This is a genomic window from Herbaspirillum sp. BH-1 (genome assembly GCF_002870055.1).
Taxonomy (GTDB): Bacteria; Pseudomonadota; Gammaproteobacteria; order Burkholderiales; family Burkholderiaceae_D; genus Herbaspirillum; species Herbaspirillum frisingense.
In genome coordinates, this window is record NZ_PKOI01000009.1 from 173,746 (window position 1) to 193,573 (window position 19,828).

The 19,828-nt window shown below is 64.6% G+C and carries 20 protein-coding genes and 1 tRNA gene; 13 read left to right on the forward strand and 8 right to left on the reverse strand.

Annotated elements, in window-relative coordinates; all coding sequences use genetic code 11:
- Positions 1-4: 4 nt before the first annotated feature.
- The 6 genes from HBH1_RS14315 to HBH1_RS14340 form a co-directional block, all read right to left on the reverse strand.
- Entirely contained in the window at positions 5-868 is an 864-nt protein-coding gene (locus HBH1_RS14315; RefSeq protein ID WP_102663294.1) for a prepilin peptidase, read from the reverse strand.
- 80 nt (positions 869-948) lie between these two features.
- Entirely contained in the window at positions 949-2,193 is a 1,245-nt protein-coding gene (locus HBH1_RS14320; RefSeq protein ID WP_102663295.1) for a type II secretion system F family protein, read from the reverse strand.
- Positions 2,180-3,316 carry a GspE/PulE family protein gene (locus HBH1_RS14325; protein ID WP_102663296.1) on the reverse strand — a complete coding sequence of 379 codons (1,137 nt, stop codon included), beginning with the start codon at positions 3,314-3,316 and terminating at the stop codon, positions 2,180-2,182. Before HBH1_RS14325 ends, HBH1_RS14320 begins: the two co-directional genes overlap by 14 nt.
- Before the next feature lie 121 nt (positions 3,317-3,437).
- Positions 3,438-4,730, reverse strand: coding sequence for an HlyC/CorC family transporter (locus HBH1_RS14330; protein WP_077235793.1), 1,293 nt, complete (start codon positions 4,728-4,730; stop codon positions 3,438-3,440).
- A 156-nt stretch (positions 4,731-4,886) separates the two neighbouring features.
- The gene (locus tag HBH1_RS14335; protein WP_102663297.1) at positions 4,887-5,843 is read right to left on the reverse strand and encodes a 2-hydroxyacid dehydrogenase; all 957 of its coding nucleotides are present in this window, start codon (positions 5,841-5,843) and stop codon (positions 4,887-4,889) included.
- On the reverse strand, positions 5,840-6,697 hold the full coding sequence (locus tag HBH1_RS14340) for an IclR family transcriptional regulator (protein WP_077235791.1): 858 nt from the start codon (positions 6,695-6,697) through the stop codon (positions 5,840-5,842). Before HBH1_RS14340 ends, HBH1_RS14335 begins: the two co-directional genes overlap by 4 nt.
- Positions 6,698-6,965: 268 nt before the next feature.
- On the opposite strand from HBH1_RS14340, the gene HBH1_RS14345 reads away from it, so the two are divergent.
- The 9 genes from HBH1_RS14345 (at position 6,966) to HBH1_RS14390 (ending at position 14,909) form a co-directional block, all read left to right on the forward strand.
- Positions 6,966-8,051 carry an ABC transporter ATP-binding protein gene (locus HBH1_RS14345; protein ID WP_006713198.1) on the forward strand — a complete coding sequence of 362 codons (1,086 nt, stop codon included), beginning with the start codon at positions 6,966-6,968 and terminating at the stop codon, positions 8,049-8,051.
- On the forward strand, positions 8,048-8,965 hold the full coding sequence (locus tag HBH1_RS14350) for an ABC transporter permease (protein ID WP_369878624.1): 918 nt from the start codon (positions 8,048-8,050) through the stop codon (positions 8,963-8,965). Before HBH1_RS14345 ends, HBH1_RS14350 begins: the two co-directional genes overlap by 4 nt.
- Before the next feature lie 3 nt (positions 8,966-8,968).
- Positions 8,969-9,763 carry an ABC transporter permease gene (locus tag HBH1_RS14355; protein WP_006713200.1) on the forward strand — a complete coding sequence of 265 codons (795 nt, stop codon included), beginning with the start codon at positions 8,969-8,971 and terminating at the stop codon, positions 9,761-9,763.
- Positions 9,760-10,074 (forward strand): (2Fe-2S)-binding protein, encoded by a 315-nt coding sequence (locus HBH1_RS14360; RefSeq protein ID WP_102663298.1) that lies wholly within the window; start codon positions 9,760-9,762, stop codon positions 10,072-10,074. Before HBH1_RS14355 ends, HBH1_RS14360 begins: the two co-directional genes overlap by 4 nt.
- On the forward strand, positions 10,071-11,522 hold the full coding sequence (locus HBH1_RS14365) for an FAD/NAD(P)-dependent oxidoreductase (protein ID WP_102663299.1): 1,452 nt from the start codon (positions 10,071-10,073) through the stop codon (positions 11,520-11,522). Before HBH1_RS14360 ends, HBH1_RS14365 begins: the two co-directional genes overlap by 4 nt.
- Positions 11,519-12,727, forward strand: coding sequence for an NAD(P)/FAD-dependent oxidoreductase (locus HBH1_RS14370; protein ID WP_102663300.1), 1,209 nt, complete (start codon positions 11,519-11,521; stop codon positions 12,725-12,727). The genes HBH1_RS14365 and HBH1_RS14370 overlap by 4 nt, the downstream gene beginning before the upstream one ends.
- Positions 12,724-13,776, forward strand: a complete 1,053-nt coding sequence (locus HBH1_RS14375) for an ABC transporter substrate-binding protein (RefSeq protein ID WP_006713207.1) — start codon at positions 12,724-12,726, stop codon at positions 13,774-13,776. The genes HBH1_RS14370 and HBH1_RS14375 overlap by 4 nt, the downstream gene beginning before the upstream one ends.
- Before the next feature lie 513 nt (positions 13,777-14,289).
- Complete coding sequence (gene infA, locus HBH1_RS14385; RefSeq protein WP_102663301.1) at positions 14,290-14,553, forward strand: translation initiation factor IF-1; 264 nt, start codon at positions 14,290-14,292, stop codon at positions 14,551-14,553.
- A gap of 98 nt (positions 14,554-14,651) precedes the next feature.
- Positions 14,652-14,909, forward strand: coding sequence for a hypothetical protein (locus tag HBH1_RS14390; RefSeq protein ID WP_102663302.1), 258 nt, complete (start codon positions 14,652-14,654; stop codon positions 14,907-14,909).
- A 118-nt stretch (positions 14,910-15,027) separates the two neighbouring features.
- Here the strand turns inward: HBH1_RS14390 and HBH1_RS14395 are convergent.
- Both HBH1_RS14395 and ispB read right to left on the reverse strand, forming a co-directional pair.
- Positions 15,028-15,104, reverse strand: a tRNA-Pro gene (locus tag HBH1_RS14395).
- Positions 15,105-15,121: 17 nt separating this feature from the next.
- Positions 15,122-16,072, reverse strand: coding sequence for an octaprenyl diphosphate synthase (gene ispB, locus HBH1_RS14400; RefSeq protein ID WP_310011971.1), 951 nt, complete (start codon positions 16,070-16,072; stop codon positions 15,122-15,124).
- A 360-nt stretch (positions 16,073-16,432) separates the two neighbouring features.
- On the opposite strand from ispB, the gene rplU reads away from it, so the two are divergent.
- The 4 genes from rplU (at position 16,433) to proB (ending at position 19,627) form a co-directional block, all read left to right on the forward strand.
- Positions 16,433-16,744 (forward strand): 50S ribosomal protein L21, encoded by a 312-nt coding sequence (gene rplU, locus HBH1_RS14405; RefSeq protein ID WP_006713215.1) that lies wholly within the window; start codon positions 16,433-16,435, stop codon positions 16,742-16,744.
- 48 nt (positions 16,745-16,792) lie between these two features.
- Positions 16,793-17,050, forward strand: a complete 258-nt coding sequence (gene rpmA / locus HBH1_RS14410) for a 50S ribosomal protein L27 (protein ID WP_006713216.1) — start codon at positions 16,793-16,795, stop codon at positions 17,048-17,050.
- A 236-nt stretch (positions 17,051-17,286) separates the two neighbouring features.
- Entirely contained in the window at positions 17,287-18,396 is a 1,110-nt protein-coding gene (gene cgtA / locus HBH1_RS14415; RefSeq protein ID WP_006713217.1) for an Obg family GTPase CgtA, read from the forward strand.
- A gap of 112 nt (positions 18,397-18,508) precedes the next feature.
- Positions 18,509-19,627, forward strand: a complete 1,119-nt coding sequence (gene proB, locus HBH1_RS14420) for a glutamate 5-kinase (RefSeq protein WP_077235783.1) — start codon at positions 18,509-18,511, stop codon at positions 19,625-19,627.
- The last annotated feature ends 201 nt before the right edge of the window (positions 19,628-19,828 follow it).

Below are 19,828 nucleotides of genomic sequence, written 5' to 3' on the forward strand. Positions count from 1 at the left end.
AGGTTCAGTAAGCGAAGTGAGTCAGGTTCAGCCAGGTGCCATCCAGCAGCAGGGCCAGCAGGCCGGCGCCGGCCAGGCAGGGGCCGAAGGGAATGGCCTGGCCGCGCTGGTGGCGGCCGCCGACCATCAGCGCCAGGCCCAGCAGGGCGCCCATCACCGAGGCCAGCAGCAGCACCAGCGGCAGCGCCTGCCAACCCAGCCAGGCGCCTAGGGCGGCCATGAGCTTGAAGTCGCCATAGCCCAGGCCATCCTTGCCGGTGGCCAGCTTGAAGATCCAGAAGATCAGCCACAGCACGCCATAGCCGGCGGCCGCGCCCAGCACTGCATCGGGCAGCGCCACCAGGCGATGGTTCAGGTTCACCAGCAGCCCCAGCCATAGCAGCGGCAGGGTCAGGTCATCGGGCAGCAGCATGGTGTCGGCATCGATGAAGGCGAGCGCAATCAGGAAGGCGCTGCAGAGCATGACGGCCAGCCCGGTGGCGCCCAGTCCGAAGCGCCAGGCCACCAGCGCGAACAGGAGCGCGGTCAGTAGCTCCACCAGCGGATAGCGCGCGCTGATCCTGGTCTGGCAAAAACTGCAGCGGCCGCGCAGCAGTAGCCAGCTCAGCACCGGCAGCTTGTGCCACGGCGCCAGCGGCCGGGCGCAGTGGGGGCAGGCGGAAGGGGGCAAGCAGAGGTTGTAGCGATCCTGATGCGGCAGGGCCTCGCCGCGTTCCATGGCCACGAAATTGGCGGTCTCGCGCAGCATCATGATGGGCAGGCGGTGGATCACCACGTTCAGGAAGCTGCCCACCAGCAGGCCCAGCAGGGCCGCCAGGCCAGCCAGGGCGGGGTTGCCGGGGAGGGCGTAGGCTTCCAGGAAATGCATGGTCGGGTTCGTTCGTATCGGGTCGTGAAGTCAGGGCGCAGGGGAGAGAAGGCACAGCAGGCCGGTCGTGCCGTCTACCGTCACACCACCGCCCCCATGCGGAATACCGGCAGATACATCGCGACCACCAGTCCTCCGATGACCACGCCAAGCACCGCCATGATAACGGGTTCCATCAGGCTGGTGAGGGCGCTGACGGCTTCGTCGACCTCGCGTTCGTTGAGTTCGGCGATCTTGCCCAGCATGGCGTCCAGCGCGCCGGCCTCCTCGCCCACGGCGGTCATCTGCACCGCCAGGTCGGGGAAGACGCCGGTGGCCTGCATCGCCCCATGCAGGGATGCGCCATTACGCACCGCATCACGCACCGCCAGCGAGGCCTCGGCAAAGACCACGTTGCCGGCCGCTCCGGCCACCGTTTCCAGCGCTTCCACCAGGGCGATGCCGGCCCCGAAGAGTGTGCCGAAGGTGCGGCTCCAGCGCGCCAGCGCGGCCTGTCGCAACAGCCTGCCGAAGATCGGCAATGACAGGCTCAGCCGCTGCGCCCGCGCCCGCAGCGCCGGATAGCGGCGCCAGGCATGCAGGGCCAGCAAGCCGCTCACGGCCAGGCCGAGCAACAGCACAGGCCAGTAGCGGCCCAGCATGCGCGCCAGGGCCATCACGATACGGGTAGGCAGCGGCAGTTCGGCGCCGAACTGCTGGAACATCTGTTCGAAGGCCGGCACCACCCACAGCATGATGACCGCGGTCACCACGATCGCCACCAGCACCACCGCGCCCGGATAGGCCAGCGCCGCCCTGACCTTGCCCCGCAGCGCCAGCGACTTCTCCCGATAGAGGGCAATGCGCTCCAGCATGCTGTCGAGCATGCCGGCCTCCTCGGCGGCGCGTACCAGGTTGCAGAACAGGCCATCGAAATGGCGCGGATGGCGCTGCAGCGCCGCGTGCAGGCTGTCACCGCGTGACACCTGTTGCCGCACCTCGCCCAGCAGGCCGGCCAGTGGCCCCTGGCCGGCACCGCGGATGGCGATGTCCAGCGACTGCAGTAGCGGCAGACCGGCCTGCAGCATGGTGGCCAGCTGGCGGGTGAAGAGCGCGATCTGCTTGTCGCTGATGCGGGCGCGGGAGGGCTTGCGTGGAGTGACCGGGGTGGCGGTGCTGCTACCGACACTACCTGCCTCTCGCCGCAGGCGCGCCACCCGCAGTCCCTGGCGGCGCAGTTGGGCGCGCGCCTGGGCTTCGTCGCTGGCCTGCAGGACACCGCGCTGTGGCTGTCCGTGCCGATCCAGGCCTTCCCAGCGGAAGTGTTTTGGTTCAGGTGCCGGCAAGGATCTCTCCCATGCTGGTTTCGCCGCGCAGGACCTTGAGCAGGCCGGCGCGACGCAGGTCGATGATGCCCTCGGCCTGCGCCTGGCGTGCCAGCTCCAGCGTGCCGGCCTGGGCCAGGATCAGCGCCTGCATGGCAGCGCTGACCGGCATCACCTGGTAGATGCCGGTACGGCCGCGATAGCCGCTCTGGTTGCAGGCCTGGCAGCCTTGCGGGATATAGGTGGATGGCTTGCCCGGCGCCGGACGCCGGCAGCGGCACAGCTTGCGTACCAGCCGCTGTGCCACGATCAGGCTCACCGACGCAGCGATGTTGTAGGCCGGCACCCCCATGTTGAGCAGGCGCGTGAGGGTCGAGGGGGCGTCGTTGGTATGCAGGGTGGAGAGCACCAGGTGCCCGGTCTGGGATGCCTTGACTGCGATGTCGGCGGTTTCCAGGTCGCGGATTTCGCCCACCATCAGCACGTCCGGGTCCTGGCGCAGGAAGGCGCGCAGCGCCGTGGCGAAGTCCAGGCCGGCGCGTTCGTTGATGCCGACCTGATTGATGCCGGGCAGGTTGATTTCCACCGGGTCCTCGGCAGTGGCGATGTTGACCCCGGGGCGGTTGAGCCGCTGCAGGCAGGCGTACAGGGAGACCGTCTTGCCCGAGCCGGTGGGGCCGGTCATCAGCACCAGTCCATGCGGTCGGGCGATGGCTTGCAGCAGCGCTTCCTGCTGGGCCGGTTCATAGCCCAGTTCGGCGATGGAGAAGCCGGCCTGGGCGGTATCGAGGATGCGCAGGACGATCTTTTCGCCGAACTGGGTAGGCAGGGTGGAGACGCGCAGGTCGATGCTGCGCTGGGCCAGTGCCAGGCGCATCTTGCCGTCCTGGGGCAGGCGCTTTTCGGCGATGTCCAGACGCGCCAGGATCTTCAGGCGGGTAGCCAGCTTGTCGCGCAGCGTCAGCGGTGGCTGCGCCAGTTCGTGCAGCACGCCATCGACGCGCAGGCGTACGCGGAAGAAATGTTCGAAGGGTTCGAAATGCAGGTCGGAGGCGCCCATGCCGACGGCGTCGGCCAGCAGCTTGTGCAGCAGGCGTACTACCGGGACATCGTCATCGGCCACCGCCGGGGTTTGAGCTTGCATGACTGGCATGGAACGCCTCCGCGCAAAGGGGAGCCAGTCTCCCACGCAAGCCTGCGCGCGGCCAAGCGGGCAGGCCGATTGCCTGCGGCAAAGTCGGCAGAGTTCGATACAGGAACAGGCCCTAGTCGCCCCGCGTTTGCGACTGCGGCACGGCGATCAGCTTGACCATGCGGATCGCCTGGTTCTGGACCTGCACGATTTCGATCACGCAGCCCTCGAACTTCACGGCCACGCTGGCCTCGGGGATGTCCTGCAGGGTTTCCAGCAGCAGGCCGTTGATGGTCTTGGGGCCATCCAGCGGCAGCGTCAGGCCCAGGCGCTTGTTGATGTCGCGCAGGGTGGTGCTGCCTTCGAGCAGGCAACTGCCGTCCTTGTCCCAGCCAAAGCCTTCACCCGAGGAGCCGGGCGAGGAGGTGGTGAATTCGCCGATCATCTCTTCGATGATGTCTTCCAGGGTCACCAGGCCCTGCACCTCGCCGTATTCATCGACGACGATGCCCAGGCGCTCGTGATTCTCCTGGAAATACTGAAGCTGCGTGAAGACGTCGGTTTCCACCGGCACGTAATACGGGACCGACAGCAGGGCACGGATATCGTCGTGGCTGATGTCCTCTTCCTGGCGGAACAGCGACACCGTCTTGCGCACATGCAGGATGCCGACGATGTGGTTGATTTCCCCTTCGTAGACCGGCAGCTTGTTGTGATAGCAGGTGGCCAACTGGTGCAGGATCTCTTCCACTGGTGCAGCCAGGTTCAGGGCCTCGACCTGGGCACGCGGCGTCATCACATCTTCCACCGAGATCTTTTCCAGGTCGAACAGGTTCAGCAGGATGCTCTTGTGCTTCTGCGGGATGAAGCTGCCGCCTTCGAGCACGATGGAGCGCAGTTCTTCCGGCGAGATGCGCTGTTCGGCCGCCCGTGCTCCGGTCTTGATGCGCAACAGCTTCAGGATCGCCGAGACGAAGATGTTGACGAACCAGATCAGTGGCTTGGCCAGACGCATGAGCGGCTTGAGCACGAAACTGGTGAACAGGGCAATGCGTTCGGGATAGGTGGCGCCGATCACCTTGGGGACGATTTCGGCAAAGATGATCAGCAAGGCCGCCACGAAGGCGGTGGCGGCGGTGATCACACGCTGGTGGTTGCCGAAGGCGGTAATGGCCAGCGCCGTCACCAGCGCGGTGGCCAGTGCATTGATGAGGGTATTGGCGATCAGGATCAGCGACAGCAGCCGTTCAGTGCGATCGAGCAGCCACAGGATGGTGATGGCGGCACGATTGCCCTGTTTGGCCAGGTGCCGCAGGCGATGGCGGTTGGCGGCCATCAGCGCCGTCTCGGTCATCGAAAAGAAGGCCGAGAGCAGGATCAGGATCAGGAGTGCAAGAGCTTGCACCCATATGGGTACGGTGTCCAAACGTTGCCGTCAGGTTGATTGCCCTCGCGCACGGGAGGGATTCGGCGGACCTGCTTGCCTGTGGCCAGGGCGGGCAGGGCGGCCAGCGAGCGCCAAAGTCTAGACGATGGGGGCCTATCCCGCAAGACGGGCCGGCGCGAAAGGGGCGCTTGCCCCTCAGTAACCCCGCGCGCGGTCATACAGATGCGGTGGCGGCAGCCCGCCCAGCATGGCCGAGATCGCTACCGCCGCCTGGCGGGCGCGCTCCCGCCGCGATGGCGTCGCCGCCGCATGCGGCGTCACCAGCACGCGGGGGTGGCGCCAGACCGCCGCGTCGGCAGGCAAGGGCTCTTCATCGAACACGTCCAGCACGGCGCCCGACAACTGGCCCTCGTCCAGCGCGGCCAGCAGGTCGGGCAGGCACAGGTGGCTGCCGCGCCCGACGTTGATGACGGCCGCGCCGCGTGGCAACTGGCGCAGCAGGTCGGCGTCGAGCAGGTGGCGGGTGTCCTCGGTTTCCGGCAGGAGGCAGATCAGGATGTCGGTGCGCGCCAGGAAGGCCGGCAACTGGTCGGCACCGGCATAACAGCTCAATCCCTTTTCGCTGCGCGGCGAGCGGGCCCAGCCGGCGGTGTCGAAACCGATGGTGGCGTGCATGCGCGCCGTGGCCAGCCCCAGCGCCCCCAGACCGAGCACGCCCACCCGGGTTTCCAGGGCGGTGCGCGGGGTGGAGAACTCCAGCCATTGCGCCCTTGCCTGCTGGGCCACGATGCGCGGCATGTCCTTCAACAGCATGAGGCTGCTCATGACGGTGAATTCGGCCATGCGCTGCTGGGTTTCGGGCGTGACCATGCGCACGATGGGCAGGTCCGGCAAGTGTGGATCTGCCAGGATGTGGTCGACCCCGGCCGCACTGCTGATGATGGCCTTCAGGTTGGGGAAGCGGGCCAGGCGCCCCGCCTCGGGTTGCCAGACCAGGACATATTCCACCCGGGCCGGATCGACTTCAGGGTCGTCCCAGGCGCACACCTCCAGTCCCAGCCCGGGGGCGAACTCATGGAAACTGGCGCGCCACTCCGGTAGCGCGGCGGCACCGCCGGACTTGACCAGCAGTACGGGGGAGGAAGAACTCATGGGCGGGGCTCCACAGGATTGGCCTGATGCATGGGACGGCGCAATGCCGGGTCGAAGGGATTGATTTGGCGCGACAGTGCCGCGGCTTCCCGTTGCAACATCTGTACCACGGTCGGCAGGCGCTCCTCGGTCAGGCGCGAGGTCAGCGTGCCAACGCTGAGCGCGCCGACGATGGCGCCGCTGCAGTCGAACAGCGGCACGCCCAGGCCGGCCATGCCGTCGAGCAGACCCGCCTGGCGTGCCGCGTAGCCGGTTTCACGCACACGCTCGATTTCGGTGCGCAGGTAGACCTCGTCATAGACCCCGAACTCGCGCAGGCGCGGCACGTTGTAGCGGATCACTTCCTCGCGCTCCTGTTCCGGCAGGAAGGCGAGGATGGACAGTGCGCCCTGGCCCACGCCCAATGCCACCCGGCCGCCGATGTCGCCGGTGAAGGCACGGATCGGGAAGGGACCGTCGACCCGGTCCACACAGACCGCGTCGAAGCGCGAGCGCACCAGCAGGAAAACAGTGTCGCCCAGGCTGCCGCACAGGCGCAGCAGTGCCGGCCGGCACAGGCTGCGCAGGTCGGAGGCATTGCCGGCGCGGGCGGCCAGCGCGAACAGGTCCATCCCCAGGCGATACAGCTTGCTGCGTTCATCCTGCTCCACCACGCCTTCGCTGACCAGGGCCTGCAGCAGGCGGTGCGTGGTGCCCTGGGTGAGGCCGATGGCCTTGGCCACCTGCGTGACCCGCATGCCTTGCGGTGGTGCATCGGCCAGTGCGCGCAACACCGCGAAGGTGCGCTGGATGCCGTTGACCGGCAGGGTGGCCGGGGCGGTGGTCGAGGAGGCCTCGTCGTTGTCGTCGCTCATGAGGGGGCTGTTGTCTGCTGGGTGGAATCGGTGGCGTCATGCCCTCCGAGTTATTCCATCTGACGAAATAATTATTAAAAATTTCCTGTCTGTCGAAATACGATAGCAGAATTGGCACCGAAATTGCATCAATAACGAAACAGGAGACGCGCATATCACCCCATTCCTTGAGGTGGATGCGACTTTACAGATGAATGCATCGGAGTGCCCGCCGGCCGACAAGCCCGCCAGCCGCGCAGCGCCCGAACTTTGCGACAGGGAGCTTGCAATGTCATTTCTCACGCTGACCAATGTCAGTAAGTTCTACGGCGATACCCAGGCGGTATCGGGCTTCAACCTGACGGTGGAGAAGGGGGAATTCATTTCCCTGCTGGGACCCTCCGGTTGCGGCAAGACCACCACCCTGCAGATGATTGCGGGCTTCGAGAACGTCAGCGGCGGCCGCATCGAACTCGATGGCCGCGACATCACCCATGCCAAGCCCAATACCCGTGGCCTGGGCATCGTGTTCCAGACCTATGCGCTGTTCCCGCACATGACGGTGGAGCAGAACGTGGCCTTCGGCCTGGAGATGCGCAAGTGCGCGCCCGCCGAGAAGCGCGACCGCGTGGCGCAGGCCCTGGCCCTGGTGCACCTGGAAAAGCATGGCGCCCGTTATCCGCGAGAGCTGTCCGGCGGCCAGCGTCAGCGCGTGGCCCTGGCGCGCGCGCTGGTGATCGCACCGCCCGTGCTGCTGCTGGACGAACCCCTGTCCAACCTGGATGCCAAGCTGCGCGAGGAAATGCAATTCGAGCTGCGCGACATCCAGCGCAAGGTCGGTACCACCACCATCATGGTGACCCACGACCAGAGCGAGGCCATGTCCATCAGCGATCGCGTGGTGGTGATGGAGGCCGGGCATATCACCCAGGTGGGCCGTCCGATCAATGTGTATGAACATCCGGCCAATCGCTTCATCTCCACCTTCGTGGGCAAGGCCAACCTGCTGGAAGGCCAGGTGGTGGGCGCCGCCGGCGAGCGCGCCGACATCGCCGTGGGCGGCATGATGCTCAGCCTGGAGAGCAACGACAGTGGTCTGCGCGGCGGCGGTCGCGTGGTGCTGGGCCTGCGTCCGGAAAAGATCCGCTGTACCGAGCCCGGCCAGGGCCGCTGCAATGGCGAGGTGGTACGCCGCTTCTTCCTGGGCAGCCAGTGGATGTACGAGGTGCAGACGCCGCTGGGACTGTTGTCCGTGCTGGCCCCCAACGATGGCGCCGAGGCGCTGGAGCAGGGTGCGACGCTGGGCCTGGTCTGGAGTGACTTCAACCTGCGCCTGGTCTCCACCGCCCGTAGCGACGAACGGGTGCCGGCATGAGTGCGGCCGGTACCTCGCCGGCGGTGGCACCCGTCGTGACGGCACCGCAAGGCGGCAAGGCCCCCGGCCAGCGCAGCCTGCCCTGGCTGATGTCGGCCCCGGCCATCCTGCTGTGCACGGTGATGCTGCTGGTCCCGTTGCTGCTGACCTTCGTGCTGTCCTTCAATGCCTATGACGCCGAGACCGGTCCCAAGGCCGGTACCTTCACGCTGGAGCATTACCAGGCGGTGCTTACCGATCCCTACTACTACGCCATCTTCTGGCGCACGCTGTGGATCTCGGGCCTGGTCACGCTGATCTGCATCGTGCTGGGCGCGCCGGAAGCCTACATCCTCAATCGCATGCGCAAGCCCTGGCGTTCCGTCATGCTGCTGGTGGTGCTGGCGCCGCTGATGATTTCGGTGGTGGTGCGGGCCTTCGGCTGGAGCATGCTGCTGGGACCGGAAGGGCTGATCAACAGCCTGCTGATGGCGCTGGGTTTCAGTCGCGTCAAGCTGCTCTATACCGAGACGGCCATCGTCATCGCCCTGGTGCACGTGATGCTGCCCTTCATGGTGATTCCGGTATGGACCTCGCTGCAAAAGCTCGATGGTGGTGTGGCCAATGCCGCGCTGTCGCTGGGCGCCTCGCCCATGACGGTGCTGCGCCGTATCGTGCTGCCGCAGATCATGCCGGGCATCCTCTCGGGCAGCCTGATCGTCTTCGGCCTGTCGGCCAGCTCCTTTGCCATTCCGGGTCTGTTGGGCGGACGTCGCCTGAAGATGATGGCCACCATCATCTACGACGAATACCTGCACGAACTGAACTGGCCCCTGGGCGCGGCCATCGCGCTGCTGCTGCTGGTGGCCAACCTGGTCATCATGCTGGGCTGGAATCGCATGATCGAACGTCGCTACAAGAAAGCGCTGGGCTGAACCATGAACAAGAACGGACCGATTGCATTGCTGTTCAATGCGCTGGTGATCCTCTTCACGCTGGCGCCGATCCTGGTGGTGTGCGTGATCGCCTTCACCCCGGAAAACACCCTCACCATGAACGGGCCGGAATTCTCGCTGCGCTGGTTCAAGGCGGTATTCGAATTCCCCGATTTCGTCAGCTCCTTCTGGAACAGCCTGTGGCTGGCGCTGGCGGCGGCCACCATCTCCACCGTGCTGGCCATTCCGGCAGCCATGGCGCTGGTGCGCTATCCGCATCGCTGGTCGGGCGCCTTGCAGGGCCTGTTCCTGTCGCCGCTGATCATTCCCCACCTGGTGTTGGGCGTGGCCTTGCTGCGCCTGTTCTCGGTGGTAGGAGGTGCCGGCAGTTTCGGCTGGCTGGTGCTGGCGCACTCGCTGGTGGTGACGCCCTACACCATGCGCCTGATCATGGCCGCGCTGATCGGTTTCGACCGCAGTGCCGAGCAGGCCGCGCTGTCGCTGGGGGCAAGCCGCTCCACGGTGTTCCTGCGCATCACGCTGCCGATGATCCTGCCGGGCATCACCGGTGGCTGGCTGCTGGCCTTCATCAACAGCTTCGATGAAGTCACCATGTCCATCTTCGTGACCTCGCCTTCGACGGTGACGCTGCCAGTGCGCATGTACATGTACGCCACCGAATCCATCGATCCGATGATGGCGGCGGTGTCGGCCCTGATGGTGGCCATCACGGCGGTGGCGATGATCATTCTGGATCGGGTCTACGGCCTGGACCGTGTACTGGTGGGGCGCACATGAGCGATTTCGCTTCTCCCCAGGGTGCGCAGCTGGTGCGGCTGGCCGAGCAGGACCGCGCCACTGTCAGCTTCACCCTCGATGGTCGCGCCGTCACCGCGCTGGAAGGCGATACCGTGCTGACCGCCGTGCTGACCTGCGTCGGCAGCCTGCGCCGCAATGAATTCAGCGGCCAGCCTCGCGCCGGCTTCTGCATGATGGGCGCCTGCCAGGATTGCTGGATCGCCACCGACAGCGGTGAACGCCTGCGTGCCTGCTCCACCTTCATCCGCGCCGGCATGCAATTGCGCAGCAGCCAGGGGGAGGGCATATGAGTCGACTTCCTCCCGTGATCGTCGGCGCCGGACCGGCCGGCGTGCGTGCGGCGCAGACACTGCTGGCCCATGGCCTGCGGCCGGTGCTGATCGACGAGGCGGCCCAGGCGGGCGGCCAGATCTATCGTCAGCCGCCCGGCGGGTTCCGGCGCAGCCGCAAGACGCTCTATGGTTTCGAGGCCGGGCGCGCGCAGTCGGTGCATGCCGCCTTCCATGCCTTGCGCGAGGCCATCGATTATCGTCCGCAGACCCTGGTGTGGAATGCCCAGCCCGGCCTGCTCGACCTGATGGATGGCCAGGCCCAGTCAGCGGCCACCCTGGCCTGGGAAGACATCATTGTCGCCACCGGCGCCACCGACCGCGTCCTGCCCTTCCCGGGCTGGACCACGCCGGGCGTCTATACGCTGGGTGGCGCGCAGGTTGCGCTCAAGTTCCAGGGATGCGCCATCGGTCGCTCGGTGGTGTTGGCCGGCAATGGTCCGCTGCTGTATCTGGTGGCCTATCAATACGCCAAGGCCGGCGCCCATGTGGCCGCCGTGCTCGACAGCAGCAGCCTGGCCGACCGCATCGCGGCGCTGCCGGCCATGTTGGGCCAGCCGGCCTTGCTGGCCAAGGGCATCTATTATCTGGCCTGGCTGAGGCTGCATGGCGTGCCCGTCCACACCCATGCCGAGGTGCTGCGGGTGGAGGGCGAGTCGCGCGTGCAGAGCGTGGTCTGGCGTCGTCACCCGCCTGCCCGCGCCGGCGTCAGGGCAGGTGCCGAGCGGCGCATCGATTGTGATGCCGTCGGCTTCGGTTATGCCCTGCGCTCCGAAACGCAACTGGCCGACCTGCTGGGTTGCCGCTTCCGTTTCGACCCGCTGCAGCGGGCGCATCTGCCGGTGCGCGATCGCGCTACCCGCAGCAGCGTGCCGGGCGTCTATCTGGCCGGAGACGGCGCCGGCATCATGGGTGCGGACGCTGCCGAACTGGCCGGTGAGCGTGCCGCGCTGGCGCTGTTGCAGGATCGCGGCATCACCGTCGATGGCGCCCGGGTGGCGCAGATCGAGGCCACGCTCGCGCAGATCGGCGCCTTCCGCGTGGGGCTGGAGCGGGCCTTCCCCTTCCCGGAGCACTGGGCGGCCAACGCCCCCGATGATCTGGTGATCTGCCGCTGCGAAAACATCCGCGCCGGAGAGTTGCGCGCAGCCGTGCGCGAAAAAGGCGCAGCTGAAATGAATCGCCTGAAGGCCCTGACCCGCGTGGGCATGGGGCGCTGTCAGGGACGCATGTGCGGTGCCGCGGCAGCGGAGATACTGGCCCATGCGGCTACGATACCGGTGGCCGAGGTCGGTCGCCTGCGCGGTCAGGCGCCGATCAAGCCCATTCCCATGGGCATGCATGTGCCGGCGGCTGCGTTGCCGTCGGCGCAGGTCATTGCCCTGCATGCCGGGGAGGATGCATCGTGAATACCGTTTCCACTGAAGTGCTCATCATCGGCGGCGGCATCGTCGGCGCATCGGCTGCGCTGGTGCTGGCCAAGGCCGGCCGTCGCGTGATGGTGCTGGAGCGCGATCTCTGTGGTTCGCGTTCAAGTGGCGTGAACTATGGCGGCGTGCGTCGCCAGGGTCGGCCCGAGGTGCAGTTGCCGCTGTCGCAGCGGGCGCACCAGATCTGGGGCGAGCTGGAGTCGCTCATCGGCACCACCGGCGAATATGAACGCAGTGGCCACTTCAAGCTGGCCCGTAGCGCAGCCGACATGCAGGCCCTGGAAGCCTACGCCGAACTGAGCCGGCCTTATGGGCTGGGCATCGAACTGATCAGCGGCGAGCGCCTGCGTGAGCAATGCCCCTGGCTGGGCGGCGCGGCGGTCGGCGGCTCCTTGTGTCCGGAAGACGGCCAGGCCAATCCGCGTCTGGTATCGCCGGCCTTCGCCCGCGCTGCGCAGGCGGCCGGGGCGCGCATCATCGAGGGTTGCGAAGTGTTGCAGGTGGGTCATGACGGCCAGAGTTTCGTGGCTGAAGCACGGCACGGCGAAGCGCCTTTGCAGTTGCGCGCCGAGGTCTTGATCAACTGCGCTGGTGCCTGGGCCAACCGGGTGGCGCAAGCCTTCGGTGAGGCCGCGCCCTTGACCAGCGGTCATCCCAGCATGGTGGTGACCGAGCCCATCCCGCATTTCCTGCCCTGGAGCCTGGGCGTGGAAGGGGGATCGATCTATTGCCGCCAGGTGGCCCGTGGCAACGTGGTGCTGGGCGGCGGTCGCGGCTATGTGCTGGATGAACAGCGCGCCCGCGCCTCGCACGACTCCATCCTCGGCCTGCTGCCGCAGGCGGCGGCCTTGCTGCCGGCGCTGCGGCACGTCCACATCATCCGCACCTGGAGCGGGGTGGAAGGCTACCTGCCGGACCACCACCCGGTGATCGGCCCCAGCAGCACGCAGCCGGGCCTGCTGCACGGCTTCGGCTTCTGCGGCGCCGGTTTCCAGATCGGCCCGGCTGCCGGCGAAGCGCTGGCCGAGCTGGTGCTGCATGGCCGCAGCAATATCGACCTGGATGCATTCTCGATTGCCCGTTTTGCGCCGAGGCCTGCCGTCTCCACGGTCTCCGTGGTCGGCACCGATGGCACAGACACCCCCGACCTGCTGTCCTCCCACCCTGAAAGGAAGATCTCATGATGTCGCTTTCCCGTCCCGGCGCGCTGGCCGCCGCCCTTGGCATGACCTTGCTGGCCTGTGGGGGTGCCCAGGCACAGACCCGCACGCTCTACATCGGCATGAACGGCGGCAACATGGAAAAGACCTTCACGCAAGCGGTCTTTGGCCCCTTTGAGCAGAAGTACAACGTCAAGATCGCCGTGGTGCCGGGCGGTTCCGCCGATATCCTGGCCAAGGCCCAGGCCGCCAAGGACAAGCCGCAGATGCACCTGATGTTTCTCGATGATGGTGTGATGTACCGGGCCGTCGGCATGGGCCTGTGCGAGAAACAGAAGCCCAATGCCAACCTGGCCAACCTGCTGCCGGTGGCGCACATCAAGGACGACATGGCCACCGGCGTGACCATCAGCGTCACCGGTCTGGCCTACAACACCAAGGTCTATGCAGAGAAGGGCTGGGCGCCGCCGACCTCCTGGCTAGACCTGGCCGATCCCAAGCTGAAGGGGCGGGTGGTGTTCCAGTCGCTGCCTTCCTCGACCTTCGGCCTGCATGCCTTCCTTGCCTTCAATCAGCTCAAGGGCGGCACCGATGCCAACGTCGATCCCGGCTTCAAGGCCTGGCCATCGACCATCGGCCCCAATGTGCTGGAGTACATCTCCAACTCGGCCAAGATCTCCGAGATGGCGCAGACCGGGGAAGCCGCCCTGTTCCCTTACACCCCGACCCAATCCACCATCCTCAAGAGCAAGGGCGTGCCGGTGGAATATGTGCAGCCCAAGGAAGGCGCCATCGTGCTGATGGTGGCGCAATGCGTGATCGCCAACAACACCGAGCCGCAACTGGCCCAGGAACTGGCGGCCTATCTCCTCTCGCCGCAGGCGCAGGCCCTGGCGCTGGAAAACGGCAACTACAACCCGACCAATACCAAGGTCCAGGTCAGCGGCCCGGCAGCGACCGAACAGGCCCGCATGAATGGCTTCGTGAAGGCGGCGCGGGCGGTGGACTGGGATGAGATCAACAAGAACCGTGCCGTCTGGAATACCCGCTGGAGCCGCACCATCGAACGATGATTCGTCGTGTAGGCGAGGTCGGCGGGTGATCTGCTCCTATGGCGCAGCCGGATCGTCTGGCCGATTGTGGCCAATGACAGAACCTCTGGCAGTCTTTGGCGCCACCCTTCGCGGTGGCGCTTTTTTTTCTGTGCCGGTACGGCAGCTTATCTGCCGGATGGATCAATCGTTCTCGATTCTGCTGTGGCGTAGATGAGCGTGGCGTACGGGGCGCATTGGCCTTCAAGGCAAAATGCGCGTATAATGAGGGGATCGCTCAAGAAAAGAGCGGAAATCCTGATCTCCACGCGCCTTGCCGCAGTCCGATCCCTGCAATCCGCGTGATCCGCATCTTCATCCGCTTCCCCGAGTAAAGAACCAACGCTATCGGTCTCACCGCAAGCGCGTTCGCCTGTCCTCCGACCTTAACGCTCCCGGCCGCCTGTTTGCGTGGCCAGTCGTCAAAGCCAGAGATTGCAAATCCCCGAGCCCTTCCTCGCTGGAGGTCGCGCGCTCATGCACAAGAAAGAGAAAATGGCAAAAGAAGAACTGATTGAAATGCAAGGACAAGTTTCCGAAGTCCTCCCTGATTCGCGCTTCCGTGTCGCGCTGGACAACGGCCACTCGCTGATCGCCTATACGGCTGGTCGCATGAAAAAGAACTTCATCAAGATTCTGGCCGGTGACAAGGTCACTCTGGAACTGTCGCCCTACGACCTGAACAAGGGCCGCATCATCTTCCGTCACCTGGAGCAGCGCGGCCCCACCGGCCCCCGTCCGGGCTTCCGTCGCCGCTGATCGCTGGCGCTACGCGTGCACCGCCTTGACCGCGCCGCATGCTGCGGCACGCCGGGCGGGCAGGTGCTCATGGATCGGTCCTGCGAAAGAAAAAGAATATGCCTACTCCGGTCGATCATCAGGAGCAGTACAAGGGCTTTCGGGTTTCGCTGAGATGTAGCGGTCGGCATGACCAATGGGAAGTGAGTGCGGTGCACATTGCCGACATCAGTGGCCTGGCGCCTGCCTTGTTTCCCCGTCGTCATCTCCCTGGACGTTCCGACAGCGCTGCGCTCGCCATAGTGCGCGGCATGGCCTGGGCCAGGGCAGTCATCGACAATCTTGACCCCGCACTGGATCGCCCGATGCCGTCGTGATGAAGCATTGTGGTGGAAGAGGTGTGATGCGGTGAGGTGGGTAGCAATACGGTGATCTGCCAAACGCACAAACAAAAACAGCGAGTCGTTTGACTCGCTGTTTTTGCATGGGAATTCCTGGTCGGGGTGAGAGGATTCGAACCTCCGGCCTCTACGTCCCGAACGTAGCGCTCTACCAGGCTAAGCTACACCCCGTCGAGTGAGATCTAATGTCAGTGATTTCGATCTACTGCGAAAGCCGATAATTCTAACAGGGATTTTTTGAATTGGCTATCGGGAAGTGAAATAATCGCGTCTGATGCGCGGCGGGCGGCGATCTCCGCCTGTTCACGCGTATAGGCCAGGGCGCCGGAGTGGGTGATGGCCGAGAGCACCTCGTCGAAGTGCTGTTCGTCACCGTTCTCGATGCAGGTACGGACCAGGTCGCGCTGCTGCGGCGTGCCGTGCTGCATGAGCCAGATCAGCGGCAGGGTGGGCTTGCCTTCGCGCAGGTCGTCGCCGACGTTCTTGCCGATCTCGGCGCTGTTGCCCGAATAATCCAGCACATCGTCGATCAGTTGGAAGGCGGTGCCGATGGAGCGGCCATATTCGCCCGCAGCTTCGATGCCGGCTTCGTCGGCACCGGCGATCAGGGCGCCGATCTGGCTAGCGGCCTCGAACAGCTTGGCGGTCTTGGAGCGGATCACCTGCAGGTAGCCGTTTTCGTCCACGTCGGGGTTGTGCATGTTGAGCAACTGCAGGACTTCGCCCTCGGCGATGACGTTGGTGGCGTCGGCCACGATTTCCATCACGCGCGGATTGCCCACCGTCACCATCATCTGGAAGGCGCGCGAGTAGAGGAAGTCACCCACCAGCACCGAGGCGGCATTGCCGAACATGGCGTTGGCGGTCTGCTTGCCACGGCGCAACGAGGATTCGTCGACGACGTCGTCATGCAGCAGGGTCGCGGTGTGGATGAACTCGATCACCGCGGCCAGCGTGTGGTGATGCTCGCCCTTGTAGCCGAAGGCATTGGCGATGAGCACCACCAGCACCGGGCGCAGGCGCTTGCCGCCGGCGCTGATGATGTATTCGGCGACCTGGTTGACCAGCGGCACCTCCGAATACAGCTGCCGACGGATGACTGCGTTGACCGCCTCCATGTCGGAGAGGATCGGTTGCATGATGGTTTGTTGCGAAGCGTTTTGTACGGCGGCAGACAAGGCGGAACCTGTGGAAAATGGTTATTCCCGGGATTATACGACGACAAGGCGGGCGCACGCCAAAGACCATGCTCGCCCGCGCGGCAGATGAGCATTGTCGGCAGGGAAACACCGTGGCTAGTGGTCCTCTCTCTGAGGAAGGGTTGTGGCCATTGTCCTGGCGGAAACTCTGTTGTTCATCAGCCCGCCAAAGTGTCAAGCCTTTTGACCCTGCAGCTAAGTGCATGTATAATTTGGGGTTTTCCTGTTTCGCCAAGGGGTTTTGTGTCCCGGGCGCGTCAGGGGAAAATCGTTCTTATTCATTCATTCGTGAGGTTTCACATGTACGCGGTCATAAAAACCGGCGGCAAACAATACAAAGTTGCTGCTGGCGAAAAACTCAAAGTAGAACAGATACCGGCTGACATTGGCTCCGAAATCACTTTGGATCAAGTGCTCGCAGTGGGCGCAGGCGAAACCGTGAAGTTCGGTGCGCCGCTGGTCGCAGGTGCTACGGTGCTGGCTACTGTGGTAGCACAAGGTCGCCATGACAAGGTCCGCATCTTCAAGATGCGTCGTCGCAAGCACTACCAAAAGCGTCAAGGCCATCGTCAGAACTACACCGAACTGCAAATCGTCTCGATCAACGCCTAAGCGTTGAACTGGTCGAACTGCTCATCCAAAGTCATCAAGGAGTTTTAAATGGCACACAAAAAAGGCGGCGGCACTACGCGCAACGGCCGTGACTCAGAATCGAAACGCCTGGGCGTCAAGGTTTATGGCGGCCAAGTGATCAACGCTGGCGGCATCATCGTCCGTCAACGCGGCACCCGTGTCCACGCTGGCGAAAACGTCGGCGTCGGCAAGGACCACACCCTGTTCGCCCTGAAGGACGGCAAGGTCAAGTTCGTTGTCAAGGGCCTGCAACAGCGTCAATACGCGACCGTCGTTACGGCGTAAGCGTTCCTGTCATCCGGGTTCGCCCGGAAACCAGGCATAAAAAAGGCTCTGCCGATGGTGGAGCCTTTTTGGTTTTTTGAAGAGCCGTCAACAAAGCGCCGAGCCTTGCCTTCTATCCGGAGTGCCGGGGTTGGTCAGGCTGAAGATCCATCCGTTGCTGTGGCAAGGGTGCATCGACGCATCGACGCATCGACGCATCGACGTTTTGTTAGCGGCTCCCACGAGGCGTCAATATCATGAAATTCATCGACGAAGCACGCATTGAAGTCGTGGCGGGGGATGGCGGCAACGGTGTCGCCAGCTTCTGCCGCGAGAAATTCCGCCCCTTCGGAGGTCCCGACGGCGGCGACGGCGGCAAGGGCGGCACCATCTGGGCCGTGGCTGATCGCAACGTCAACACCCTGATCGACTACCGCTACGCCAAGCTGCACCGCGCTGGTCGTGGCGAAAATGGTCGCGGTTCCGATTGCTACGGCAAGGGCGCCGACGACGTCTATTTGCGCATGCCGGTAGGCACCCTGATCGTGGACATCAACACCGGCGAGCACATCGCCGACTTGACCTTCCACGGCCAGACCGTGATGCTGGCCAAGGGTGGCGAGGGCGGCTGGGGCAACATCCACTTCAAGACTTCCACCAACCGCGCTCCGCGTCAAAAGACCGAGGGCAAGGAAGGCGAACGCCGCGAACTGCGCCTGGAGCTGAAGGTGCTGGCCGACGTCGGTCTGCTGGGCATGCCCAATGCAGGCAAGTCGACCTTCATCACGGCCGTCTCCAACGCCCGTCCGAAGATCGCCGACTATCCTTTCACGACGCTGCATCCCAACCTGGGTGTGGTGCGCGTGAGCCACGAAAAGAGCTTCGTCATCGCCGACATCCCTGGCCTGATCGAGGGTGCTGCCGACGGCGCTGGCCTGGGGGTGCAGTTCCTGCGCCACCTGCAGCGCACCGGCCTGCTGCTGCATATCGTCGATCTGGCGCCCTTCAACGAGGAAGTCGATCCGGTCAAGGAAGCCAAGGCCATCGTCAAGGAACTGAAGAAGTACGACCAGTCCCTGTTCGACAAGCCGCGTTGGCTGGTCCTGAACAAGCTGGACGTGGTGCCCGAGGCCGAGCGCGCCAAGCGCGTGAAGGATTTCGTCAAGCGCTTCGGCTGGAAGGGCCCCGTGTTCGAGATCTCGGCCCTGAACCGTGACGGTTGCGAAGACCTGATCAACGAGATCTACAGCTACCTCGAAACCAAGCGCGCCGAGGAGCATCGCTCCGAAGAGACGCAGATGACCGAGGAAGCACGCGCCATCTCCAGCATCGATCCGGACGATCCGCGCTTCAAGGTCCTGGACTGATTCCGTCGCTGCGTGGCCTCTAGCGGGGCTGCGCAGCGGGGGCGGTTCGGGCTATCATCTCTGCCTGTCGGAATTTCCGACTCCCCCCAGAAGAATCAGAATCCGGAACACTATGCAATCGGTCATTCAAAGCGCCAAGCGGCTCATCATCAAGGTCGGTTCCTCGCTGGTCACCAATGATGGCAAGGGCCTGGACGCCAACGCCATCGCCCGCTGGGCCGAGCAGATCGCGCAATTGCGCGCACTCGGCAAGGAAGTGGTGCTGGTCAGCTCCGGTGCGGTCGCCGAGGGCATGCAGCGCCTGGGCTTCGACAAGCGTCCCACCGGCATCCATCATCTGCAGGCCTGCGCCGCAGTGGGCCAGATGGGCCTGGCGCAGATCTACGAAACCAGCTTCCGCAAGCACGACCTGCACACCGCACAGGTGTTGCTGACCCATGCTGACCTGGCAGATCGCGAGCGCTATCTCAATGCCCGTTCCACGCTCTTTGCCCTGCTGCAACTGGGGGTGGTGCCGGTCATCAATGAAAACGACACGGTGGTCACCGATGAAATCAAGTTCGGTGACAACGATACCCTGGGCGCCCTGGTCGCCAACCTGATCGAAGCCGATGCGCTGGTCATCCTCACCGACCAGCCCGGTCTCTTTACCGCCGATCCCCGCAAGGATCCCAAGGCCACCCTCATTGCCGAGGCACGTGCTGGCGACCCGTCGCTGGAGCTGATCGCCGGCGGCACCGGGACCGGCATCGGTCGAGGCGGCATGCTGACCAAGATCCTGGCGGCCAAGCGCGCGGCCACCTCCGGCGCGCACACGGTCATCGCCTGGGGGCGTGAAGACCAGGTGCTGACCCGCCTGGCAGCCGGTGAAGCCATCGGTACCCAGCTCAACGCCGAGACTGCACAACTGACGGCGCGCAAGCAGTGGATGGCCGATCACCTCAAGACGGCCGGGCGCGTGGTATTGGATGCCGGCGCAGTGCAGAAGCTGAGCCTGGAAGGCAAGTCGCTGCTGCCCATCGGCGTGGTGGAAGTGGCCGGGGAATTCGGCCGCGGTGATGTCATCACCTGCGTTGATGAAGCCGGACGCGCCATTGCGCGTGGCATGAGCAACTACAACAGCTCGGACGCGCGTCGCATCATTCGTCATCCGTCTTCCGAAATCCAGGCCATCCTTGGCTTCGTCGAAGAGCCTGAACTGGTGCACCGGGATAACCTGGTCCTGCTCTGAGGGGCGGTTCATTCGGTGGGCAGGATATAAACGATATAAATCCTGTAAAAGATATGAAAAAACGCGGCCTGGCCGTAATGCCGTTCAGTTAAGACTGAACGGCATTTTCTTTTGGTGGTTGTAAACGTTGGGCAAGGCTGTTAACCTGCGTCGCCATGTTTGATGACGCGATCCATTTTCTGGTTGAAGCACAGGAAGCGC